Here is a 22,729-nt window from a genome sequence, read left to right on the forward strand (position 1 = left end):
GAATGTCCCATGGTCACGGCGATGAACCCGCCCCCCGACGCCCGAACGGGTCCACGGTCAGCCGCCGCTGCCACTGTCGCGCCTGCTCCGGGTCCGTCGCCAGGCCCAGTTCGCCCTGTCGATAGGCCTCCACCAGCCGCTGGATGGCCGCACGATTGCCCCGCTCCGCCGCCTTGCGATACCAGCCGAGGGCGCGGGCCTGGTTCCGCAGCGGCTCGGGGCCGGCCTCATGCATCCGCGCCAGGCGCAGATGGGCCGGCACGAAGCCCTCTGCCGCCAGCTGTTCCAGTTGTGCCAGACCGGCCTGAGCGTTGCCTGGAGCGTCGCCCTGGGCAGCCGATTGCGCCGCGCCCTGCCCACCGCGCTGTATCGGCGACAGCCAAAGCAGGGCCTGAAAGTAGCGCGCGCCAACATCGCCGTTGCCCGCCGCCAGCGCCAGCCAGCGTTCGGCCTTGGCCAGCCGCTCCGGCGACACCTGCCCCTGCAGATACAGCATGCCCAGGCGAAACTGCGCCGGCGGGTAGCCGGCGGCGGCCAGGTTCTGCAACTGCAGGAATCCGGCCCGGGACTGGCCCTGGCCAATCTGGGTCATGGCCTTGCGCAGATCCTGTGCCGGGGCATCACAGCCGGCCAGCATCAGCGCCGGCACAAGGACCGCCGGCAGCATCACCGCCAGGCGCAGCAGAGATCGCAGGCGGATCATGTCCCGTCGGCCCGGTCCGACGCGGTCGACGCAGTTGTCGGCAAGCTGTTCGACGCGCGGGCCGGCAAGCTGGTCGCAATCTGGGCCGACGGGCCACTCAGCACCACCGCCCGCAAAAACGGCTGATTGAGTGCCGCCCAGACCGCCACCGGCCCCAGCGTGGGCAGGATCAGCAGCGCCAACTGACGGCCCACGCCGATGAGATGAAACTGCCAGTCCGCATAGGGCAGCGCCAGCACATGGTAGGGAGGCGGCTGCACGGTCAAATAGGGCCGGTGATTGATCAGCACCGCCAGTTCGAAGTGGAAATACAGTACGGCCATCAGGATCACCAGCGGCGCGATCCCGGCAAGCGAGCCCAGCAGCAGTTGCCGAACGCGCCGCAACACGGGCCTTGCCCCTGGCGTAGCCAGCGCCAGCCCCCAGAACAGCGCGAAGGCGACGGAGAAGCGCTTCCACGGCAGTCCGAAGACGGCGCTGCGCAGCGGCTGCTCCAGGATCGGCAGCGTGGTGTTGACCTGCCAGAGCGTCTCCTTCGCCTCCAGCCCCAGGCCCCACTGCGGCCACAGCAGCCGCAAGGTCCATTCCACCAGCGGTTCCATGGCCAGCATCAGGTAGGGCGCGAGCAGGAACCACCACAGCGCCATGGCCACCGGCATGGCCAGCAGCAGGCCCAGGCCGAAACGGCGCAGTTCAGCCGAGGGCGGTAGCATGGCGGTCCTTTCCGGCCGGCATCCAGTGCAGCCAGGCGAGAAAGATCAGCAGGATGTCCAGCATGATCAGCGCGTCCCACAGATACCAGTGCACCCAGTGGAACCAGTCCGGCTTCCAGACCCCGAGATAGAGCAGGCTGACGATGCGCAGGATGTTGACCGCATGCACCCCCAGGGTGCCGAGCAGCATACCCAGCAGGCGGTAGCGCCAGGGCGCGGGAAAGGCCAGGAACACCGCCCACATCAGCAGCGTGGCCTCCACGCCGTTGCACATGTCCAGGATCTGCACGGCAAACCCGGGAATGGACAGCACATTGTCCGTCACCACCACGCGCGGATCCCACAGCCCGATCAACCAGCCGGAGATGTCGGTGATGGCCACGGTAAAGGGCGCCACCAGATGCTCCCGCACCACGGGCAGGTAGGCCAGGCCGTACAGCACCAGCAGATAGACCGCAAAACGGATGGCGAAATGTCGCAAGTGTTGGCACCTCAAAGAATGCGCCAGTCAGGCTCGTCTGATTGTTTCGTCTGATGATGCGGCCAACGATCCTCAGTTTTCGGCCGCGAAAACCGAAATCACGTTTGCAACAGGTATACCCCACCCCCCCAGCCACGGGCTACCCACTGAGCACCTTCACCCCGCGGCACTGTCAAGCACCATCCGGGCGCGTCGCTACGGCCGGCAGAAACTCTCGGATGACCGCCTTCAACTGATTGACGTCGATGGGTTTGCTGAGATGGGCGTTCATGCCCGCGGCGCGGGTCTTTTCGATGTGCTCGGCAAAGGCGTTGGCGGTGAGGGCGATGATGGGCACGTCGGCATCAAGGACCCGGATCTGTCGCGCAGCCTCGTAGCCGTCCATGACCGGCATCTGCAGGTCCATCAGGATCAGCTCGGGGAGGCTGGTTTCGGATTCAGTGCCGGAGTCGATCCGGCCGTCAGCGTCGATCCGGTCCCGCGGCTGGTCCCGCAGCAGGTTACGGTACCGCTCGACCGCCAGCGCGCCGTTGTCGACCACCTGGATCTGCAGGCCGGTGTCCGCCAGCAGCCCGCAGACGATCTGCTGGTTGATGGGGTTGTCTTCCACCAGCAGCAGGCGCCGGCCGGCCAGGGGTCGCGGATCCGGCGAACCCAGGCCGGAGACGGGGGAGTCCTGCTCTGAACCCGATGCTGCCGTGGTTTCTGCCGCTGCCGTCGCTGCAACCGGCTCCGCGGCGATGTCGAAACAGAAGCAGCTGCCCTGCCCCGGCTGGCTCTGGAACTCGATCCGACCACCCATCAGTTCGATCAGTTGCTTGCTGACGGCCAGCCCAAGACCGGTGCCGCCGAACTCCCGCGTGGTGCTTTCGTCAGCCTGAGAAAAGTTCTGGAACAGATGCGACTGCTGTTCGGTGGGAATACCGATGCCGGTGTCCAGCACGTCGAAACGCAGGCGTTCACCGTCGCCGGACAGCCCCCCGGGGCGCACCCGCAGGCGGACCTCGCCCTTGTGCGTGAATTTGATGGCGTTGCCCAGCAGGTTGGTGAGCACTTGCTTGAGCCGCAGCGCGTCGCCGCGGTACCAGCAGGTCAGCGCGGGATCGACCTCTATGCGAAAATCCAGCGCCTTTTGGCGGGCGCTCAGTTCCAGCAGTTGCCGCACTTCGTCCACCGTCCGCCGCAGCTCGAACGGGATGCGCTCCACCGACAGCCGGCCGGCCTCGATCTTGGACAGGTCCAGGATGTCGTTGAGGATGCCCAGCAGCGATTGCGCCAGGCCCTCCAGCTTGCCTAGCTCGCGGCGCTGGTCGGGGTCCGTGGAGCCGTGCAGCAGCAGCTGCGCCAGACCGATGATGCCGGTCATGGGCGTGCGGATCTCGTGGCTCATATTGGCCAGGAACTGGCTCTTGGCCTGGTTGGCGGCCACCGCGTCGGCGCGGGCCTGGGTGAGTTCCGCGGTGCGCTCGGCCACCAGGTCTTCCAGATGGTCGCGGTAGGCGGCCACCATGGCGGAGAGCTTGCGCTCGGCGATCAGGGCGCTGGCCAGACGCGACACCAGCAACACCCCCAGCACCAGAAACACGGCGGTGAAGGCATAGGTTGCCAAATAGATGCCCTCGAAGGATGCGCGCCCGCCCAGGCGGAACATGTCCAGGATGCTGGCGGCCAGCAGCGCGATGGTGGTCAGGGTCACCATGACATGCATGGGGCGGCGCGATTGCCAGGACCAGCGGATCATGGCAGCGGTGAGCGCGATAGTGGCGGCACCCAGCGGCAGATAGAGCCCGAGGACCACCCAGCGGTCATTGCCGCTGAGCCAGGTCGCCACCGGCATCAGCAGGGCGTAGCCGATCAGGAGCGACTTGAGCCAGCCGCGGGCGCGGCCGAAGAACGCCAGCAGCATGAGCAGGAACAGCGGCGCCGTGACCATCCGGATGGAGAACACGAACCAGCTGTAGAGCTCGGTGCTGACCAGCGGTGCGGTGACCAACACGTTGAGATTGCTCAGCGCGTTGGCGATGGCGCAGAGTCCGAACCACAGATACAGCGCTTCGGTGCGCAGGATCCAGGCCAGCGCCAGGGCCAGCAGCCCCAGCGACAGGACGATCCAGGTCAGGACCCGCAGCGACTCCACCTGCAACAGGTGGCGCTGCAGATAGGGGCCGCGGTACAAGTCCGCGGCGAGACCCAGCTGCACCGGTGACAGGCCGTTCATCTGCCGGGGGTCGACGTAGAGTTCGAGGTCGATGCGGTTGTCGCCGGCGCGCCACAGTGCCGGCGGCGGCACGAACAGGTTCGGCTGATGCAGGCAGCGCAGGTCCTCCAGGGCGCCGATGGCACAGCCCCCCACCAGGGTGCCGTTGAGGCTGAGCTGACCGGACAGACTGAGCTTGGGGATGAACAGCCCCAGGGGTTCGTCGGGGGCAGCATCCAGATGCACGGAGAGACCATAGCTGACCCGGCCCCCGCCGGACGGGATGTCCGCTGCGCGCAGTACATGGGGCAGGGTCACCTGCTCAGTGCCCGCCGGCCCGTGAAAGGTCGCGGCGTTCAGGGTCTGGATGCCGGACGGAAAGTCCGCCGCCCACCCCGCCGTGCCGGCACCCAAGAGCACCAGCAGCCCGACCAGGCATGACCACCACCCAAGGCGGCCTGAAGGCGGGTGTTGGTGGCGATACCGGCGGCTGAGCATAGGTTGTGGATACGGCCTGGGTGAAAGGGGCGGCGTGATGGGCAGCGCCATGAGCGGCAAAGGGGCCGCGCTTTGGGGTATGCTACACAGCCTTTGGGTGTCCAGCCATCTGCAACCGACTCCGCTCGCCCCATGACGCGTCTGCTTTGCCGCACCCTGCTGTTGCTCTCGAGCGCGCTCGCCGTCGGGCCAACCCTGGCGGTTGACCTGGTGCCGCAGGATCTGGTGCCGCCCCCGCCCGGCCTGCGGGCAGTGCAACTGTCATACAGCTCCAGCGAGCGCGGCGAGTTCTACCGCGACGGCAAGCGGCAGTCGAGGGATACGCGGCTGGACGTCGACCAGATCGCGCTGCGCATCGGGCGCTCGTTCCAGTGGGGCCGGCGTCCGGCGTACTTCTACGCCCAGATGGGGCACAGCCGGGTGGATCCCGGCGGATCCTTGCAACCGGTGGAGTCCAACGCCGGCATCGGCGACCTGGGCCTGATGCTGGCCACCTGGCCCTACGTGGACCGCGCGGCCGGACGCTATGCCGGGGTCGCGGCCTACCTGAGCCTGCCCACGGGCAGCTATGATCCGCTGAAGACCGTGGTGCTGGACACCAACGCCGGGCGCAACCGCTTCTCCGCGGCACTGCAGGCGGGCTACGGGCAGCGGCTGTTCGGTCCGTTCAGCTGGATGATCGCGGGAGATGTCGCCGTTTTCGGCGATAACGACCGCTATTACGGACCCTATGCCCAGGAAGAGACCCTGAGCCAGCGGCCCCTGTTCAGCACCCAGACGGCGCTGACCTACACGGTCAATCGCATGACGTCACTGGGCCTGAGCTATTTCTATAACACCGGTGGCGAGACCCGGCTCGGCCCGTCCGACTGGGACAACCGCATCAACCTGCATCGCTACGGTATCACCGCGCTGGTGCGGCTGCCCTTCGGCCGCCTGACACTGGAGTATGGCGGCGACCTGACCACCGACACCGGCCTGATCGAAGAGACGCGCTGGGCGATCAAACTGTCCAGGATCTTCTGACCCCCGGCTCCTGCAATTCGGCCACCACTACCAACGCCTCACGGTCGGCGATCACCACCTCCGACCCGTGCACCTCGATGATGCCCCGCTGGCTGAGATCCCTGACCACGCGGGAGAAGGTCTCCGGCTTGATCGACAGCCGCGAGGCGAGCACGCCCTTGCGTACATCCAGCCGCATCGCCCGGCGCTGGGGCGGGATCTTGCCCAGCAGGTAGCGCGCCAGCCGCCCGCTGGCACTGTGCAGGGTCAGGCTGTCGATCTCGCCGACCAGACCACGCAGGCGCTGGCTCAGGGCACCCAGCAGCAGGAAGCAGGTGTCCACCGATTCCCGCAGCATGCGGGCAAAGTCATCCGCATCCAGACTGATCAGCACCGATGGCGCCAGCGCGGCGGCGCTGACCGGGTAGCGCGGCGCATTCAGAAACATCAGCGCCTCGGCAAAGGTCTGGCCGGGTGACACCAGCTCGATGACCTTCTGCGCCCCACCCGGCGAGAGCCGAAAGAGCTGCATCTGCCCCTCCAGCAACAGGTAGAACCGCCGTGCCGGATCACCCTGGCTGAACAGCATTTGTTCGGCATCCAGCCGGACCCGGACGGCGTGCCGGCTGACCCGTTGCAACTGGCTCTGACTCAGAGACGCCAGCAAGGGCGCCGATTTCAATTCATCCATCATCGTCTTCGCCTGTTTCCTGCAGCCATCCGATCTCGGTGCAAACCTCGTCTGCGCAGCAGCGCCATGGGGCTATCCGCAACACCCTCCGGGTGGTCGTCCTTCCGGCTCCCTACGCCCGCTGGTTTCGGCGACGCCCCCGGATCAGCGCGACCAGCAGGGCCAGCAGCAGGACACCCAGGCCGATGAGGGTGAGGCCGGCGATCCAGGGATTGAGTTGACGCAACGCCGTGACCAGCCCGTCCAGGTGGAGGTCGAGGTAATAGACCCCCAGCGCCCAGAAACTCGCCCACAGGATTGCACCGATGACATTCAGCAGCATGAAACGGCCCCACGACATCCCCAGCACACCCGACAGGAGCCCGATGAGCTGGTGCGGCCCGTCGACAAAGCGGCCGAAGACGACGAACCAGCCGCCGTAACGGTTGAATGCGCGTTCGATCCGATCGATGCCGTGCGTGGAGATCGGCAGCCGGTCGAGCACCGCGCGCCCACCCGCGCGACCGATCAGATAGCCAAGGGTCTGGCCCAGCGAGGTCGCCAGGATGGTCACGAACAGCAGCATGGAGATGTTGAGCCGACTGCCGGGAATCGCCGAGACCACGGCGCCGGCCTCCAGCAGCGTCTGGCCGGGGGCCGGGACGCCGACCCCCTCGATCCCGACCGCCGCAAACACCGCCCAGTAGCCGTAGTGTTCCAGATAGGGCTCGACGCGCTCGATGTCCTTCGAGATGGCTCCCGCAAGCCGGTGCGCGCGCTCATCGGACCGCCGCTGCTCGGCGCCATGAGGCAATGGCGTCGGCGGCTGCGCGGCCGCACCGGCCGGTTGCGCCAGGGCGATGCCGCCGACGCCGAAACCCAGCATGGCGATGATCAGCAAGGACACGGTGACGCGCCCAAGGACATGCCTGCGCCGAGGTTGCGAATCGGCCCGACACCCGCTCATGGTGCGAGCACCGGAACGGACGCTGGCTGTGGGTGCTGCGATGAGATCGTGTGCATGTCAGGCCGTTGCAGACAAGGCGAAATTCCCGTCGGAGACGTTACCCCCTGCGGGGTGCCGCTGCAAGCAGGCGCATGGGCGCGGCAGTCCACCCCGGCGCACGCGCCTGAATCGCACCCGGTCTCCGTCAGCCCGAACGCGCCGCGTTCGTTGACGACATGTCCGGTCAGCCGGGCTAGCCTGCGTGTTCGGCCGCCAGGAGACGCCCGGATGAATCCGCTCCGGTGTGGACTCAGTCCGTGCTGAGCCGGTTCAGCAGATCCGCGGTCTGTTCATCGAGCTGCTCCACCGCCATGGGGTAGAGGATGCCCTCCTCCTTGGCGTTGTGTTGCTGGCTGACCATGTGCAGGGTCTCCAGCAGCCCGAGACAGGCGGCGGCATCGCGCGCCTGGACCATCTCGTCGAGCTCCTGCACCAGGGCGCGCATCTGCTCGTGCTCCATGGTCATCACGCTGCTTGGGCCGGTGGCCCAGGGGCTCACCGCGACCAGTTCCGGGAAGAGCACCTGCTCCTCCCTGTCGAAATGCCCGAGCAGCGCCTGCGCGAAGCTGGCGGTCTGTTCGGCGATGCTGTCCCAGTCACCACCGCCGATGGCCCGCTCGCAGTTGGCGAGCAGATGGTCGCAACGGTGGTGATCGTCGGTCATGAAACTGGCAATGGTGTCGGTCATGGATCCTGTCCTCCAATAGGGTGCCCGGCATCGGGGTGACCTGGCATTCTCCGGGTCGATCGCAAGGCGTCCTTGACCTGAGTCAGAATACGAATCCCGATCAACGCCAGACCTCAGGGTAGTGTCGGGTGGCCGGGATATTGTTGATCACCAGCGCGACGAGGAGCAGCAGCACAGGCCCAAGGGTTGCCGGCAGCAGGACGAAGAGATAGCCCAGCGCATGGACCTGCTCCGAGCCGATGACGGCGATCAGGGCCGTGGCGCCGCCAGGCGGATGCAGGGTCCGCGTCAGATGCATGGCGGCAATGGCCGTGGCCACCGCCAAGGCCGCGGCGAGCCAGGGAACGGCGCCGAACAGCAGCCAGACCGTGACACCGACCACGGCCGAGATGATATGCCCGCCGACCAGGTTGCGCGGCTGTGCCAGCGGGCTGCGCGGTGCGCCGTACAACAGCACCGCCGAGGCACCGAGCGAGCCAATCAGCAGGGTCGCGTCGGTTGCAGGAAACCAGTGGCTGTTCAGCCAGGCCACCAGCGCGATGCCGATGAAGCTGCCGAGCCAGGACCAGAACACCTCGGCATTGCTCACGCGTGGCGAGGCTCCGCGGGTGGAGCCGCGCATCTTGTGGAGGTAGCGGCGCATGGCATCGCGCACGCCCTGGTCCGTTGGATCAAGCGCAGGAATGTCCTGATCCGCCGTGCGATCCGGCTCCGGGGACGGCTGGAGTGGCTGCATGAGTCGTCACCTGGTGTGGATGCGGCTTGGGGAAACGCTGATTTATTCAGCATTTCCCTTGCGGGGCAGGAGGGCGCGTGCTGATTTTTGGCCAGGATGGCCAATGAATCAGCGTCTCCTTAGCGTTAGCGCTGCATCTTAACCAGTCGGTCCCTGCAGGGATTGATGCGGGTCAAATCCGGCCCTGAGGCGAGGGCCGGCCTGCCGGCCGCCGCAAATCTGCGCGCGCAGGCCGGTTCAGTCGGGGTGCAGGAGACGCGCGCGGTCTTCCGGCGTGTTGAGGTTGGCAAACCAGTGCGGCACGTCGCTGAAGTCCGCCGTGGTCCATTGATGCCGCGCGTACCACAGGTCGACCTTGCGCTCGCCGGCGGCGAGAAACCCCTCCAGGCTTCGCACCAGGCTGGTCTGTAGCAGCGCATGCACCGGCTGCAGCCGACAACCGTCGTGGGCCGTCACGATCTCCGCGTTCGTCTCCTGCTGCCGGGCCAGCAGTCGCGGGATGAAGCCATGCCCCAGTTGCGGCGCGTCACAGGGCAGCGTGACCAGCCAGGGCGTATCCGCGGCCCGCATCCCGGCCAGTATCCCGGCCAGGGGTCCCTGATGGTCTTCCAGCGGGTCCGCCAGCACCGGCCAGCCGAAGGCGCGATACTGCTCCAGGTTGCGGTTGGCGCTGATCAGCACCCCGCTCGCTCGGCCTGCCACCGCCTCGATGACATGCTGCACCAGCGGCTTTTGCGCCAGCGGCAGCAGGCCCTTGTCTTCGCCCCCCATGCGCCGGCCGCGACCCCCGGCCAGGATCAGCGCCGTGACTTGGGTGGCGTCAACGCCCATCGGTTTTCTGCCACAGGCTGCGCGGTTTGGCCGTCATCGCACTGCGGCCTGATTCAGGACCGCGTCGGCGATGAAGTCGACGAATTGCGTTGGCGCATTCAGCGACAACTGCACCAGCCCGCCGCACTGCTCCGGGGACAGGGCGACATCGCTGGCGATGGCGATGATGCTCGGATCCGTCGGATGCAGCAGGGGCTTGCCCAGGGACGGGCGGTGCAACTCGATCTTCGGATACGGCTCGTGCTTGAATCCCTCGATCAGTACCAGATCCAGAGCCGCCGTGTCCAGCGCCGCCAGCGCATCGGCCAGCCGGGGCTCTTCCGCCGGGGAAGTGCGTTCGGCAATCCAGGCGATGCGCCGCCCTGAGGCCACCACCATCTGGCTCGCTCCGGCCTTGCGCAGCCGGTAACTGTCCTTGCCCGGCTGGTCGATGTCGAACTGGTGATGGGCGTGCTTGACCACTCCCACCCGCAGGCCGGCGGCCGTCAACAACGGTAGCAGCTGCTCCAGCAGGGTGGTCTTGCCGGTGCCGCTGAAGGCGGCGAAGCCCAACAGTGGCACCGCACAGGCAATCTGCGTACCGCCATCGGCAGGAAGCGTGCGAACAATCTTGTCGATCATGGTGTCTGCCGCAGCATAGGCGACCGGTGATGCGTCAGGTGGATGCGTTCGAGCGGTGCGCTGAGGCAATGCGCTCGAGGATAAACGCTGCAGCCCGCTGGCCTCAAGCCTTGCAACAGGTATAAAGGCTCCGGAGAAAGGCCCCGGAGAAAGGCCCCGGAGAAACTGCCCGGACAAACCCGAAGGCTGGGCTGTTTTGCCATGCTAAACTGCGGAAAAAACACCAACTAAAGCCCGAATATCGCCCTGAAAAAAGTCATGAAATCCACCGTCGGCCGGAGCGGTTTCGGCATCTGGATTCTTGCCATTGTCGTCCTGTCCGGGCTCCTGCTAGCGGCCGTCGCCTGGTGGCTGCACGGGCAAACCGAGCGGCCGATTCAGGTGGGAATCGGCATCGATCTGCCGGTGATCTATGGCGCGGTCATCGATCCCAGCGACAAGAACACCGGCGAGCTGTTCCTGGAGGAGCATCCCCGGAGCCGCATCCGCATCCATGACATGTACAACCGGGTCGATCCGCAGACCGCGGTGCCGGACCTCGAGGCCGCCATCGCAGCCGGGGTGCGCTTCTTCATCACCACCCATGCGTCCAGTCACGCAGTGCCGAGCATCCATCTCTTTGCCGATGGCCGCGCCCTCGGCATCAACGTGGCATCCACATCGCTGCTGCTGAGCGGCCAAGACGATTTCCTGCTGCGCATCATCCCTGACCTGCGCCAGGAGCAGATCGAGATGGCGCGCCAGCTCGAGCGCCTGCCCGGCAGTCGCCTGCTGGTGCTGCAGGACACCAGCAACCTGGCCTGGACGGATCCGGCCTTTGCCGCCTTCACCGGCGCGCTTGGCGCCTCCGGACGCTGGCGCATCAGGCACCACAAGCTGGAGGTCGGCACATTCGCGCTCGGTGAACTGAGCGAAATCGTGGCCGAGCCGTTCGACGCCCTCTACATCCTGGCCGGCACCTTCATGCCGCCCATCGGCAACATCGCCCAGCTGTTTCACCAGGCGCAGCCGGAGGCACCGATCCTGCTGACGCCCTGGGCCCGTTCACCCGCCGTGCTGGAACAGGCCGGCGACGCCATCGACCATCTGCTGATGGTCGGACACTATCCGTCACGACACGACGATGCCGCCGTCGACGCCTATCTGCGCCGGTTCGATGCGCGCTTCGGCTACACCCCCCAGGGCATGACCCTCGGCACCCGCCAGGCCCTGGAGCTGCTCGACCAGGCCTTTGCCCAGGGCCATGACAGCCCCGAGACGGTCAAGCGTTACCTGCTCGCAACACCGCTGCACCAGACGAGCCTGGGACCGATCCGCTTCGACGCCTACGGCGACGTGACGGGTCACTTCCATACGCTGACCAAGCTGCGCCGGGAGCTGGAGTGAGCCGCCGCACCAACCTCTGGCGCTACAGCCTGGGGCTCGAACTCGCGGCGCTGGGCCTCATGGGGCTGGTACTGGCGCTGGCGGTCGCTTTCACCCTGGCGGAAGTCAATCGCAAGTACCTGGAACTGCGCGTGGCCGATGCCGAGCAGGTGGGGCTTTTTCTGGCAGACCATCTGGACACCGCCCGCGACGCCCTGGCCAGCCTGTCGACCCTGTCCGAGTCCGAACGCTCGCCGGAGGTGATGGCGTTGGTCACGGCCTTTTCCGACATCTATGCCCTCGACCAGGGGTTCCGCGTCGAACAGGCCTACAAGTCGGTGCCGGGTTCCCAGGTGTTCCCTGGTTTCGCGTTCTCCGCCGGCAAGCTCGCCGCCTATCTGCGCCGCGGCGACGGCCACGGCGAACTCTCCGGCATCATGCGTGGCTACGAGGACAATCGTTCCAGCGTCTACTATCGGGTGGATGCGGGGGATGAGCGCCTGCTAGGGCGGCTTGATCTGAGCTACGTCCAGGGCTTTCTGACCCGCTACTCCCGCTTCTCGGGCACGCCGGTGCTGTTGGTGACGAACGACGGCTTCGTCATGCTCTCGGGGGATCCAGAGCTGCGGATTCCCGCATTCGACCTTGGCCACTCGGTCGGTCGACCCGGGGCACGGCAGACGCTTGAGCTCGGCGGGCGCCGCTGGATTCCGCTCGTCTCCGAGCCCCTGGCCATCGGCGCCCGCGTGGTCACACTGATACCGACGGCGCTGATCGAGACCCAGCAGAAGGCCCTGCTGCTCTTCGCGCTGATGGTGGCGGCCGGTGTGCTGGTGCTGGTGGTGATCAAGAACCTGCGCCTGCGCAAGTTGTTCATCCGGCCCCTGGTGGCCTTCGTGGACAAGATGCGGGCGCTGGAACAGGGGCAGCACGCCGACAACGCGGCCAAAGACGCCGTCGAAGATGCTGCAGAGCGGGCCGACCGGTTCGAGGAACTGGCGGCCCTGCGAACCCGCTTCCACGCCATGGCCGAGGCGATCAGGCAGCGCGAGCACTCGCTGCAACAGATGACGGCGCAGGCGCAGGCCGCCTCCAACGCCAAGAGCGCCTTTCTGGCCAACATGAGCCACGAGATCCGCACGCCCATGACCGGCATCATCGGCCTGTCGCAGTTGCTGCTGCGCAGCGAGCTCAGTGCCGGACAGCGGGGCGATCTGCAGAAGCTCGAGCGCTCGGCGCAATCCCTGCTCGGCATTCTCAATGACATCCTGGACTTTTCCAAGATCGAGGCCGGCAAGCTGACCGTCGAGCAGGTGCCGTTCGATCTGCCCCAGGCCATCGCGGACGTGTATCAGTTGCTCCAGCCGTCGGCGCAGGAGAAACAGCTTGCGCTGAATGTCGATATCGATCCGGCCCTGGGGCAGTGGTATCGCGGCGACCCGCTGCGACTCAAGCAGGTACTCACCAACCTGCTGAGCAATGCCATCAAGTTCACGCAGGCGGGTCGCGTGCAGCTGCGCGTGCGGCCCGCAGCAGGCTGCGCTGCGGGCTCTGCTTTAGACAGTGGCCCGGAGATTGGCTCGGACATTGGCTCAGGCAGCAGGAACCGACTGGGCTTCGAGGTGCAGGACACCGGCATCGGCATCAGCGTGGAGCAGCAACGCCTGCTGTATCAGCCGTTCTCCCAGGCCGACGACAGCACCACGCGCCTGTACGGCGGCACCGGTCTTGGGCTTGCCGTGAGCCAGCAGTTGGTCGCGCTCATGGGCGGACGCATCGAGGTCGAGAGCCGACCCGGCCAGGGCAGCTGCTTTCGCTTCGAGATCGCCGCAGAGCCGGCCCCGCCTCGGGAAACAGCACGGGAGCACGGGCTGAACGACAAACCGGCGACTGAGGCCGAGATCGAACCACCGGCCGTCCTGCCCACTGCCCCGACAACCGCCCCACAAGCCAAGCCGGCAAACGGGTCGGAAAGCAGGCCAGACCAGCAGGTCGCGCCTGCCCTGGCCGGTCGGCGCATCCTGCTGGTGGAGGACAATGCCATCAATCAGCAGATCGTCTGTGGTCTGCTGGCGGGCACCGGGCTGGAGATCGAGGTGGTCGACAATGGCCTGCAGGCGGTCGAACGGTTTCAGGCCCAGCGCCGCCCCGGAGGTACCCTGCCCGAGTTGATCCTGATGGACCTGCAGATGCCGGTCATGGACGGCTACGAGGCCACCCGCCGCATCCGCGCCCTGGATGCCGACGTCCCCATCATCGCCCTCACCGCCAATGCCTTTCCCGAGCACGTCGAGATGACCAGGCAGGCCGGCATGAACGCCCATCTGAGCAAGCCCATCGATCTGCGGCAGCTCAAAGGGCTCATCGAAGCCTTCCTGCCGCGATCAGAAACGCCCTGAATTCATCCGCGGGGCGGCGCCTCGGCGCGTTTTCCCAAAATGATGCAAGTCAAGGCCGCTGGGGCATCGGCAGGCGAGACTCCCGGACAGGTTCCCGCAGGACAGCCCCAGCCATGACCACCGCCATCACCGACGCTTTCACCCACGACCATCGCGCTTGTGATCACCTGCTGGCCGCCGCCGAATCTGCAGTCGGTACCGGCGGCTGGTCGGCAATAGGCCGCGCATCCGAGGCCCTGATCGCGGCCGTGGAACGGCATTTCCGTGCCGAAGAAGCGGCGCTGTTCCCCGCCCTGGCGAAGGTGTTTCTGATCGCCGCGCACCCCATCGAGATCCTCTGCGGCGAGCATGCGCAGATACGCCGGTTGCTGGAGGATCTTCGGGCCGCGGTGGCCACCTGCGACCGGGAGGCCGTGCTCGGCATCCTGGAGACGCTGAACCTGCTGGTGCAGCAGCACAACTACAAGGAAGAGGCCGTGATCTACCCCATGGCCGACGGCGCATTGCGCGAGCGGGCGTCCGACATGGCGGCCCTGGTTGGCCCGACGGCCCGATGAGCGCATCCGCTCCGACCGTGACACTGGATGTGCGCAAATTGCCGCCACCCGAGCCGCTGGAACGGATCCTGGACGCGCTGGCGGACCTGCCCGCTGACTGCACGCTGCGGGTGGTGCATCGGCGCGAGCCCTTCCCGCTCTACGATCTGCTGCGGGGCATGGGCTATACCTGGCGCACCCGGGGCGAGGATGAGCACTTCGAGATCCTCATCTGGCCGCTGGATGCAACGCCATCCCGGGGCTCAGGCGGAGCGCCCGCACCATGCTGAACACCGCCGGACTGAGCCTGGAACAGGCCCCGCCCATCAGCGTGCCCTTCGGCTTCTTTCTCGCCGCGCCGGTCTTTGCCATCGCCGCTGGCGCCCTGCTGGTGGCGCAGGGGGATGTCATCCTGGCCTCGCGCTGGACACCGGCGGCGCTCGCGGTCACGCACCTGATCGCGCTGGGATTCCTTACCCAGGTCATGGCCGGCGCCTTGCTGCAGATGCTGCCGGTGCTGGCCGGGGCGCCGGTGCGCCGCGTGACCCTGGTGGGCCGCGCGAGCCAGGTGCTGCTGATGCTGGGCACCCTCGCCCTCAGCGCCGGTCTGCTCTGGGGCGGCCAGCCCGGCCTGGTGCTCGGCGGTGCCAGTCTCGGCGCCGGCCTGCTTCTCTACGCCCTGGTGGTCGGCATCGCCATGACGCAGGCCAGGGGCGTTAAGCCGACCATCCTGGCCATGCGTCTGGCACTGGCCGCCCTGGTGGCCACGCTTGTGCTCGGGCTGATGCTGGTGACCGCGCTGCTGGGCTGGCTGCCGTTGCCGGGGCTGGTTGAGTGGGTGAACCTGCATGCGGCCTGGGGTCTGCTGGGCTGGGTCGGGCTGCTGATCATGGGTGTCGGCTACCAGGTGGTGCCGATGTTCCATGTGACGCCGGCCTACCCCCGCTGGCAGACGCGATGGGCGGCGCCGGTGACCGCCGCCGCGCTGCTTGCGGCCACCCTGCTCACCCTGGCCGGGCGGGCGGATCTGGCTGGCTGGAGCGCGGGTGTCGGGGCGCTCGCCCTCGGGGTGTTCGCGCTCGTCACCCTCGATCGCCAGCGTCGGCGCGAACGCCGCCGCGTCGACGCCACCCTGCTGTACTGGTGGTCTGCGATGATCAGCGCGATCCTGGCGGCCGGCGTCTGGCTATCGGGTGGCCGCGCGGAGCTGGTGGGTGTCCTGGCGCTGCTGGGCGTTGGCATTGGCCTGCCCAGCGGCATGTTGTTCAAGATCGTGCCTTTCCTGAGCTGGTTTCACCTGCAGCACCGTCAACTGGCGACGCGACGCTTCGATCTGCGCATCCCGCACATGCATGCCTTCATCCCCGAGATCCAGGCACGCGTCCAGTTTGGTCTCTACCTGCTGGCGCTGCTCTGTCTGGGCTCCGCCGCGGCCCTTCCGAGCCTCGCGCCATCGCTGACCACAGGGCTGGGCACGGCGCTCACGCAGGCGGGTGGCGGCGCACTGGTGCTTGCCGCAACGCTTCTGGGTGCGCTCCTTGCACGCGCCGCCGTGCGTCACCGGCAAGTGCGGCGGCAATTCGACCAGGCCAGCGCGGACAATCCCCAACCGCGGCCCGAGATGTCACCCAAAATGCAGCCTTCCGCGCCCCGCTCCGGCAACGGGCATCAGACGCCACGCCCGGGACCAAGAATCCGTCACGAGCAACGCACCATCTCGGCCATGCTCGGCATCTACTGCCACGATCTGCATGGCGGAGGTCAGACCCTGTGCGAAGACTGCGAACGGCTGCGGCAATATGCCATGGCGCGGCTGGAGACCTGTCCGTTCCAGGAACGGAAACCGGTCTGCAATCGCTGCCAGGTGCATTGTTACAGCCGGACCATGCGCGCCCGGGTCCGCGAGGTGATGCGCCATGCCGGCCCGCGCATGCCGCTGCGCCACCCGTGGCTGGCCACCAGACACCTGCTGGACAAGCTGCGGCAAATTCCCGTGTTGACGGATAGAAAATCCAACGGATAGGAAATCCAAGCCACCCACCCTGACCGTCGAATGACGGTATACTGTCGCGATCCCCCTGACACCCCCTCCCGGGCATTTGCCCGGCGATGGCATTTGCCCACATCCCGCCGGCCATTCCCACAGCGGCGAGAAGAGGATCTGATTTTCTATGGCTCAATACATCTACACCATGAACCGGGTCGGCAAGGTCGTGCCGCCCAAGCGCGTCATCCTGCGGGACATCTCGCTGTCGTTCTTTCCGGGCGCCAAGATCGGCGTGCTCGGCCTGAACGGCGCAGGCAAGTCGACGCTGCTGCGGATCATGGCCGGACTGGATACCGACATCGAGGGCGAGGCGCGGCCGCAGCCGGGCATCCATGTGGGCTTTCTGTCCCAGGAGCCGCAGCTCGACCCGGCCAAGGACGTGCGCGGCAATGTCGAGGAAGCGGTCGGCCACATCAAGCAGGCCCTGGAGCGGCTGGACCAGGTCTATGCCGCCTACGCCGAGGCCGACGCCGACTTCGACGCCTTGGCCAAGGAGCAGGCGGAGCTCGAGGACCTGATCCAGGCCACCGACGGTCACAATCTGGATCGTACCCTGGAGGTGGCCGCCGACGCCCTGCGCCTGCCCCCCTGGGAGGCCGATGTGACCAAGCTCTCCGGTGGTGAGCGCCGTCGCGTGGCGCTCTGCCGGCTGCTGCTGTCGAAGCCGGACATGCTGCTGCTGGACGAGCCCACCAACCATCTCGATGCCGAATCCGTCGCCTGGCTGGAGCGCTTCCTGCACGACTACCCCGGCACCGTGGTGGCGGTGACCCATGACCGCTACTTCCTGGACAACGTGGCCGGCTGGATCCTGGAACTGGACCGCGGCCACGGCATCCCGTGGGAGGGCAACTACTCCAGCTGGCTGGAGCAGAAGGAGAAGCGCCTGGAGCAGGAAGAGAAGTCCGAACAGGCCCGCATCAAGGCCATGAAGCACGAGCTGGAGTGGGTGCGCTCAAACCCCAAGGGCCGACATGCCAAGAGCAAGGCCCGCCTGGCCCGCTTCGAGGAACTGAGCTCGCAGGAGTTCCAGTCCCGCAACGAGACCAACGAGCTCTACATCCCGCCAGGGCCCCGCTTGGGCGACCTGGTGGTGGAGGCCGAGGGCCTGCGCAAGGCCTTCGGCGACAACCTGCTGTACGACAACGTCTCGTTCAACCTGCCCAAGGGCGGCATCGTCGGCATCATCGGCCCCAACGGCGCCGGCAAGACCACGCTGTTCCGCATGATCACCGGCCAGGAGCAGCCCGACGCCGGCACACTGCGCATCGGCGAGACCGTGGACATCGCCTATGTCGACCAGAGCCGCGACGCCCTGGATGACAGCAAGACGGTCTGGGAGGAGATCTCCGGCGGGGCGGACAACATCATCGTCGGCCGCTTCGAGATGCCGTCAAGGGCCTATGTCGGTCGCTTCAACTTCCGTGGCTCGGATCAGCAGAAGCGCATCGGCGACCTGTCCGGCGGCGAGCGCAACCGCGTGCACCTGGCCAAGCTGCTGAAGAGCGGCGGCAACGTGCTGCTGCTGGACGAGCCCACCAACGACCTGGATGTGGAAACCCTGCGTGCGCTGGAAGAGGCCATCCTTGCCTTCCCGGGCTGCGTGGTGGTGATCAGCCATGACCGCTGGTTCCTGGACCGCATCGCGACCCATATCCTGGCCTTCGAGGGCGACTCGCAGGTGACCTGGTTCGAGGGCAACTACCAGGACTACGAGGCCGACCGCCACCGTCGCCTGGGCGACGAGGCGGACCAGCCACACCGGCTGCGCTATCGCCCGCTGACGGCATGATAAAAGGGTGAAGTTTGAAGGGTGACTGGGGATGACCGAGCTGGACACCGTGCTGACGCGGGCCGAGGGGCTGCTCGGGCGGCTGGAGCTGCTGCTGCCGGTCGCAACGGAGCCGGACTGGAGCGCGCGGGCATGGCGCTGGCGGCGCAACGGTTCACAGGGCCGGGGTGCACAGGGCTGGCTGGAGGCGGTGCACCGGCCGCACCGGCTCCAGCTGTCCGATCTCTGCTGCATCGATGCCCAGCGCGACGAGATCGACCGCAATACCCGTCAGTTCCTGGCGGGTGCCGGCGCCAACAACGTGCTGCTGTGGGGTTCGCGTGGCACCGGCAAGTCGTCGCTGATCAAGGCGCTGTTCAATACCTACCAGAACCGGGGCCTGCGCCTGATCGAGATCGACAAGGACGACCTGATCGACCTGCCCTCGGTGCTGGACCTGATCCATGGCCGCCCGGAGCGCTTCATCCTCTACTGCGACGACCTGTCGTTCGAGGCCGGGGAGTCCGGCTACAAGGCGCTGAAGGCCGTGCTCGACGGCTCCATCAGCGCACCGCCGGACAATCTGCTGATCTACGCCACCTCCAACCGCCGGCATCTGCTGCCGGAATTCCAGCGGGAGAACCAGGCGTCCCGGCTGGTGGACGGCGAGATCCACCATGGCGAGGGCATTGAGGAAAAGATCTCGCTGTCCGACCGCTTCGGACTCTGGCTGTCGTTCCGACCCTTCAGCCAGCAGGACTACCTGAGCGTCTGCCACCACTGGCTGGGGCAGTTGCAGGCGGACGCGGGCGACGCGGCGCAGATCGAGCGTGCAGCGCTGCAATGGGCCCTGCGCCGTGGATCACGCAGCGGCCGCACCGCCTGGCAGTTCGCGCGGGACTGGGCCGGGCGGCAGCGGCTGTCACTCGACCAGCACTGATGCCTTGCATGCAGCCAGTCCGCTCACATTGAAACCCTGTCTTTTCTCTGCGGCTTTGCGCTCAAACAGTGCGCGATAGCGTGGACACCCATCCCCTGGGCACGCTGATTGCGAGGCTCGAGGATGAACAGGGGCCTGTCACCGTCTACGAGCGCGATGGCCGCCGCTACCTTAGCTTCGGAAATGCGGTGGAGCAAAGCTGTCAGCGCATCGCCCTGCCCCAGCAACCGGTCCACGTCTACATCCAGGCCATGCTGCTGGGGCTGGTGCTGTCACCGGACGCGCCCGATGCCATGCTGCTCGGCCTCGGCGGCGGCAGCCTGGTGCATGCCCTGCGACATCTCCGTCCGCGGATGCGGATCGATGCCGTGGATCAGCGTCAGGCCGTGATCGACGCCGCAACCCGCCACTTCGGCCTGGTACCGGACAGGCGGCTGCAGCTGCATCGCGCGTCCGCCGAGGCGTTCGTGGGCCAAGGCGAGCGCACCCACCGCCTGATCATGCTGGATCTGTACCTGGCGGATGGCGTCCACCCCGCGCAGACGGAACTGGAGTTCCTCGCGGCCTGCCGGCAGCGGCTGGATGACCGGGGCCTCCTGATCGCCAACCACTGGTGCAGCGAGTTCCGCGACAGCCGGCGCGCCCATGCGGCCCTGACCCGGGTCTTCGGCGACAGCATCCTGTACCTGCATGTGCAGGGCGGCAACACCATCGCCTTCGGCTTTGCCGGCGGCCTGCCGGTGCTGCAACGCGAGGCCTTTTTCCAGCAGGCCCAGGACATGGGCCTGCAACTGCAGATCCCGCTGCAGACACTGGCGCGCAATTTCTGGCGCCAGAACGCCGAGCCATTGCAACTGGGGCGGTTTCGGCGACGCTAGAGTCGCTCAAGCAGACAACCGTTCGAGACGCACGAAGTCCATGGCGTAGGCATTTCGGTCGTCGCCCAGGCGATGCTCCCGCGTGACTTCACGCCAGGCGGACGCATCCCAGTGCGGAAACTGGGTGTCGCCGGGGATGTCGGCATCGATCAGTGTGAGTTCCATGCGCTGGGCCAGCGGCAGCATGGCCCGATAGATGCTGGCGCCGCCGACCACCATCACCTCCGGCTCCCCGGCGACGGCCGCCAGCGCGGCATCGGGGGAGCCCACCACCTCGCAGCCGGGGGGACAGAATCCCGGATCCCGCGAGATGACGATGTGCCGGCGCCGGGGCAGCAGCCCGGGCAGCGAGTCGAAGGTGCGTCGCCCCATGAGGATGGGCCTGTCCAGGGTCAGCCGCTTGAAGTGCGCCAGGTCCGCCGGCAGGTGCCAGGGCAGCCTGTTGTCCCGGCCGATCACTCGCTGATGGGCCATGGCCGCGACCAGCACGATGAGCGGCTTGCGCTGCGGTGTCGGGCGATCTGACACCTGAGGATGGGGAATGGTCTCGACCTGACTCATCGCTCGACGGATTCCTCCGGGATATCGGTCTGATAACGGGCGCAGGCCTGGCACAGGCGCGCGGCCACCGCCGCGCGCAGTTCCGGTGGGTCGGCCACTTCCACGTCGGGGCCGTATTTCAGCACGTCCATGATGAGTTCCGCCGGGTTGCTGTAGGGCACGCACAGCTCGTAACGGCCATCGTTCAGCGTGCGCCCCTGCTGGTCAGGGTGCCATTGCTCGGTGGCCACGTAACGCGCCCGGGCGGGGCTGAAAAGCAGCACCGCCATGTGCTGCGGGGCACCGGCGAAGATCCCGTACGACTGGGCAAAATGGGCATCCAGCTCGGCAGGTTCCAAGTCCACAGCGGGGTCGTCCAGCACCCTGGCCTGCTCCACGGCATCGATGGAAAAGGTCCGCAGGGCCTGACGCAGGTGGCACCAGGCGTCCAGGTACCAGTTGTCCCGATAATGCACCAGGCGCTGCGGCGAGACATCGCGGGTCTCGCGGCTCTCCCGCGATCGGATGTAGTAGTGCAGGCGCAGCCGTCGACGCCGGGCCAAGGCGCCGGCCACAGTCTGAAAGGCGGCCGCTTGGTCGGCACCCAGCCGGGCGGCCATCTGCAGCATGCGGATGCGGCCCTGCAGGCCCTCGGAGCCGGCCTGCTGCAGTTCCAGCATGGCGTCGATGCGCTGCTGCAACGGCTTGAGCATGGGCTCCAGCAGACCCGGCTGAACCCCTGACAGCAACTGTTGCACCGCCAGCAGGGCCTGCAGTTCGGAGGCGTTGAACCAGAGCCCCGGCAGCTCGTACATCCCGCTGCCGGTATCGTCGTAGCGGTAGCCGTGGTGCTCACGGTCGTAGACGATGGGGGCGTTGAGGTAGAGCCGCATGTCCTCGATGATGCGCTTGATGGTGGCCCGGGAGCACTCCAGCTCCTGCTCCAGCCGCCGTCGAGACACCGGATGGCGCGCCCCCTGGAGGATGCGGTTGAGCTCGAAGATGCGGTCGAACCGGTCCACCGACGCTCAGCCCCGGACGGTTGCAGCGGCGATCAGGCGGAGCCGGCGGCCAGCGGGGGTCGGGACACCGCCTCGGCGACCAGCGCCGGCGCCGACCAGAGCCGCTCCAGGTTGTAGAAGTCACGCACCTTCGGCAACATCACGTGCACCACCACGCCGTTCAGGTCCACCAGTGCCCATTCGCCGTCGGCGACACCCTCGGTGCCCAGCGGCGGTTCGCCGGCCTCCTTGGCGCGATAGGCCACGGTCTCGGCGATGGACTTGACATGCCGGTCCGAGGTGCCAGACGCGACCACCATGTAGTCGGTCACGGCGGTCTTGCCGCGCACGTCGACCACCTGCACATCGCGGGCCTTCATGTCGTTGAGTGTCTCGATGACCAGATCCTTCAATTGTTCAAGCTGCATCATGTCCCCTCTGGGCGGAATAACAGGCCTCCCGCCGCGCCAGCTCGAGCACGGCGTCGGGCAACAGGTAACGTGGACTGCGGCCGGCGGCAAACAGGCCGCGAATGCGGGTGGCCGAGATGTCCAGTTGCGTCACGGACTCGATCCAGATGCGCCCCGCCGGGGCCTGCCGCAGCGCTGCCAGCTGCCGGGTGCCCCGGCATGCAAGCTCCGCGCGCAACGCCGGATCATCCGGTGCCGCGGCACCGGGCCGCTGCATCACCACCAGATGCGCCAGGGCCAGGATATCGAACGGGCGATGCCAGTCGAGGAAGGCGTTGAAGGTGTCGCCGCCAACCAGCAGGCAGATGGAACGGCGGGGGCCCAGCTCTTGGCGCAGCGAGTGCAGGGTATCGACCGTGTACGAGGGGCCGGCCCGGGCCAGTTCACGGTCATCCGCCCGCAGCCCCGGCTCGCCTGCCAGGGCGGCCTGGACCATGGCGAGCCGCTGCGCCGCGCTGGCCACGGGCTGCGCCCGATGCACCGCCGAGTTCAACGGCAGAAAGCGCAGCTCGTCCAGCCCCAGTGCCTGATGCACATCCAGGGCCGGCCGCAGATGGCCGAAGTGGATCGGATCGAAGGTGCCGCCAAAGACGCCGATCATGCGGCGGCGCGAGGGCGGCCCATGACCGCGGG

Annotated in this window: 23 protein-coding genes; 9 read left to right on the top strand and 14 right to left on the bottom strand. The window is 67.2% G+C overall.

Annotated features, from left to right (window positions below; genetic code table 11):
• Positions 1–13: 13 nt before the first annotated feature.
• The 4 genes from F2Q65_RS00730 to F2Q65_RS00745 all read right to left on the bottom strand — a co-directional run bounded on the left by F2Q65_RS00730 (position 14) and on the right by F2Q65_RS00745 (position 4,514).
• Positions 14–703 (bottom strand): tetratricopeptide repeat protein, encoded by a 690-nt coding sequence (locus tag F2Q65_RS00730; RefSeq protein WP_150089403.1) that lies wholly within the window; start codon positions 701–703, stop codon positions 14–16.
• On the bottom strand, positions 700–1,416 hold the full coding sequence (locus tag F2Q65_RS00735; protein WP_150089405.1) for an exosortase H-associated membrane protein: 717 nt from the start codon (positions 1,414–1,416) through the stop codon (positions 700–702). The genes F2Q65_RS00730 and F2Q65_RS00735 overlap by 4 nt, the downstream gene beginning before the upstream one ends.
• The gene (xrtH, locus tag F2Q65_RS00740; RefSeq protein ID WP_170265426.1) at positions 1,397–1,897 is read right to left on the bottom strand and encodes an exosortase H; all 501 of its coding nucleotides are present in this window, start codon (positions 1,895–1,897) and stop codon (positions 1,397–1,399) included. Before xrtH ends, F2Q65_RS00735 begins: the two co-directional genes overlap by 20 nt.
• 172 nt (positions 1,898–2,069) lie before the next feature.
• Positions 2,070–4,514, bottom strand: a complete 2,445-nt coding sequence (locus F2Q65_RS00745) for an ATP-binding protein (protein ID WP_150089409.1) — start codon at positions 4,512–4,514, stop codon at positions 2,070–2,072.
• A gap of 210 nt (positions 4,515–4,724) precedes the next feature.
• Here F2Q65_RS00745 and F2Q65_RS00750 point away from each other — a divergent pair, with 210 nt between their 5' ends.
• Positions 4,725–5,618 carry a transporter gene (locus tag F2Q65_RS00750; RefSeq protein ID WP_150089411.1) on the top strand — a complete coding sequence of 298 codons (894 nt, stop codon included), beginning with the start codon at positions 4,725–4,727 and terminating at the stop codon, positions 5,616–5,618.
• Here the strand turns inward: F2Q65_RS00750 and F2Q65_RS00755 are convergent.
• The 6 genes from F2Q65_RS00755 to mobB form a co-directional block, all read right to left on the bottom strand.
• Positions 5,596–6,291: a Crp/Fnr family transcriptional regulator gene (locus tag F2Q65_RS00755; protein ID WP_150089413.1), complete on the bottom strand. Its 696-nt coding sequence runs from the start codon at positions 6,289–6,291 to the stop codon at positions 5,596–5,598. The two genes, F2Q65_RS00750 and F2Q65_RS00755, sit on opposite strands and share 23 nt — an antisense overlap.
• A gap of 109 nt (positions 6,292–6,400) precedes the next feature.
• Positions 6,401–7,174 carry a DedA family protein gene (locus F2Q65_RS00760; protein WP_246155807.1) on the bottom strand — a complete coding sequence of 258 codons (774 nt, stop codon included), beginning with the start codon at positions 7,172–7,174 and terminating at the stop codon, positions 6,401–6,403.
• Between the two features lie 349 nt (positions 7,175–7,523).
• Positions 7,524–7,961, bottom strand: a complete 438-nt coding sequence (locus F2Q65_RS00765) for a hemerythrin domain-containing protein (RefSeq protein ID WP_150089416.1) — start codon at positions 7,959–7,961, stop codon at positions 7,524–7,526.
• Positions 7,962–8,061: 100 nt separating this feature from the next.
• Positions 8,062–8,697 carry an HPP family protein gene (locus F2Q65_RS00770; protein ID WP_246155809.1) on the bottom strand — a complete coding sequence of 212 codons (636 nt, stop codon included), beginning with the start codon at positions 8,695–8,697 and terminating at the stop codon, positions 8,062–8,064.
• A gap of 237 nt (positions 8,698–8,934) precedes the next feature.
• The gene (gene mobA, locus F2Q65_RS00775; RefSeq protein WP_150089418.1) at positions 8,935–9,528 is read right to left on the bottom strand and encodes a molybdenum cofactor guanylyltransferase MobA; all 594 of its coding nucleotides are present in this window, start codon (positions 9,526–9,528) and stop codon (positions 8,935–8,937) included.
• 33 nt (positions 9,529–9,561) lie between these two features.
• Positions 9,562–10,149, bottom strand: a complete 588-nt coding sequence (gene mobB / locus F2Q65_RS00780) for a molybdopterin-guanine dinucleotide biosynthesis protein B (protein ID WP_150089420.1) — start codon at positions 10,147–10,149, stop codon at positions 9,562–9,564.
• A gap of 258 nt (positions 10,150–10,407) precedes the next feature.
• On the opposite strand from mobB, the gene F2Q65_RS00785 reads away from it, so the two are divergent.
• The 8 genes from F2Q65_RS00785 (at position 10,408) to F2Q65_RS00820 (ending at position 20,085) form a co-directional block, all read left to right on the top strand.
• The gene (locus F2Q65_RS00785; RefSeq protein ID WP_150089422.1) at positions 10,408–11,535 is read left to right on the top strand and encodes a type 1 periplasmic-binding domain-containing protein; all 1,128 of its coding nucleotides are present in this window, start codon (positions 10,408–10,410) and stop codon (positions 11,533–11,535) included.
• A complete protein-coding gene (locus F2Q65_RS00790; protein ID WP_150089424.1) occupies positions 11,532–13,913 on the top strand; it encodes an ATP-binding protein in 2,382 nt (793 codons plus the stop codon). Before F2Q65_RS00785 ends, F2Q65_RS00790 begins: the two co-directional genes overlap by 4 nt.
• Positions 13,914–14,026: 113 nt before the next feature.
• Positions 14,027–14,470: a hemerythrin domain-containing protein gene (locus F2Q65_RS00795; protein WP_150089426.1), complete on the top strand. Its 444-nt coding sequence runs from the start codon at positions 14,027–14,029 to the stop codon at positions 14,468–14,470.
• Positions 14,467–14,739 (top strand): DUF2249 domain-containing protein, encoded by a 273-nt coding sequence (locus F2Q65_RS00800; protein WP_150089428.1) that lies wholly within the window; start codon positions 14,467–14,469, stop codon positions 14,737–14,739. The genes F2Q65_RS00795 and F2Q65_RS00800 overlap by 4 nt, the downstream gene beginning before the upstream one ends.
• Positions 14,733–16,472: a nitrous oxide-stimulated promoter family protein gene (locus tag F2Q65_RS19835; protein WP_150089430.1), complete on the top strand. Its 1,740-nt coding sequence runs from the start codon at positions 14,733–14,735 to the stop codon at positions 16,470–16,472. The genes F2Q65_RS00800 and F2Q65_RS19835 overlap by 7 nt, the downstream gene beginning before the upstream one ends.
• Before the next feature lie 148 nt (positions 16,473–16,620).
• The gene (ettA, locus tag F2Q65_RS00810) at positions 16,621–18,288 is read left to right on the top strand and encodes an energy-dependent translational throttle protein EttA (protein WP_150089432.1); all 1,668 of its coding nucleotides are present in this window, start codon (positions 16,621–16,623) and stop codon (positions 18,286–18,288) included.
• Positions 18,289–18,319: 31 nt separating this feature from the next.
• Positions 18,320–19,207, top strand: a complete 888-nt coding sequence (locus F2Q65_RS00815; protein WP_150089434.1) for an ATP-binding protein — start codon at positions 18,320–18,322, stop codon at positions 19,205–19,207.
• Positions 19,208–19,287: 80 nt separating this feature from the next.
• Entirely contained in the window at positions 19,288–20,085 is a 798-nt protein-coding gene (locus F2Q65_RS00820) for a spermidine synthase (RefSeq protein ID WP_150089436.1), read from the top strand.
• 6 nt (positions 20,086–20,091) lie between these two features.
• On the opposite strand, the gene F2Q65_RS00825 is transcribed toward F2Q65_RS00820, so the two are convergent.
• Genes F2Q65_RS00825 through nadD form a run of 4 tightly spaced genes read right to left on the bottom strand, consistent with a single transcriptional unit; the run spans position 20,092 to position 22,697 of the window.
• Entirely contained in the window at positions 20,092–20,646 is a 555-nt protein-coding gene (locus tag F2Q65_RS00825; RefSeq protein WP_150089438.1) for a dihydrofolate reductase, read from the bottom strand.
• Complete coding sequence (locus F2Q65_RS00830; protein ID WP_150089440.1) at positions 20,643–21,647, bottom strand: helix-turn-helix transcriptional regulator; 1,005 nt, start codon at positions 21,645–21,647, stop codon at positions 20,643–20,645. Before F2Q65_RS00830 ends, F2Q65_RS00825 begins: the two co-directional genes overlap by 4 nt.
• Positions 21,648–21,679: 32 nt before the next feature.
• A complete protein-coding gene (gene rsfS, locus F2Q65_RS00835; RefSeq protein WP_150089699.1) occupies positions 21,680–22,054 on the bottom strand; it encodes a ribosome silencing factor in 375 nt (124 codons plus the stop codon).
• A complete protein-coding gene (nadD, locus tag F2Q65_RS00840) occupies positions 22,044–22,697 on the bottom strand; it encodes a nicotinate-nucleotide adenylyltransferase (protein ID WP_150089442.1) in 654 nt (217 codons plus the stop codon). Before nadD ends, rsfS begins: the two co-directional genes overlap by 11 nt.
• Positions 22,698–22,729 lie beyond the last annotated feature (32 nt).

Origin of the sequence: Thiohalocapsa marina (assembly GCF_008632335.1) — a bacterium.
Classification (GTDB): domain Bacteria; phylum Pseudomonadota; class Gammaproteobacteria; order Chromatiales; family Chromatiaceae; genus Thiohalocapsa; species Thiohalocapsa marina.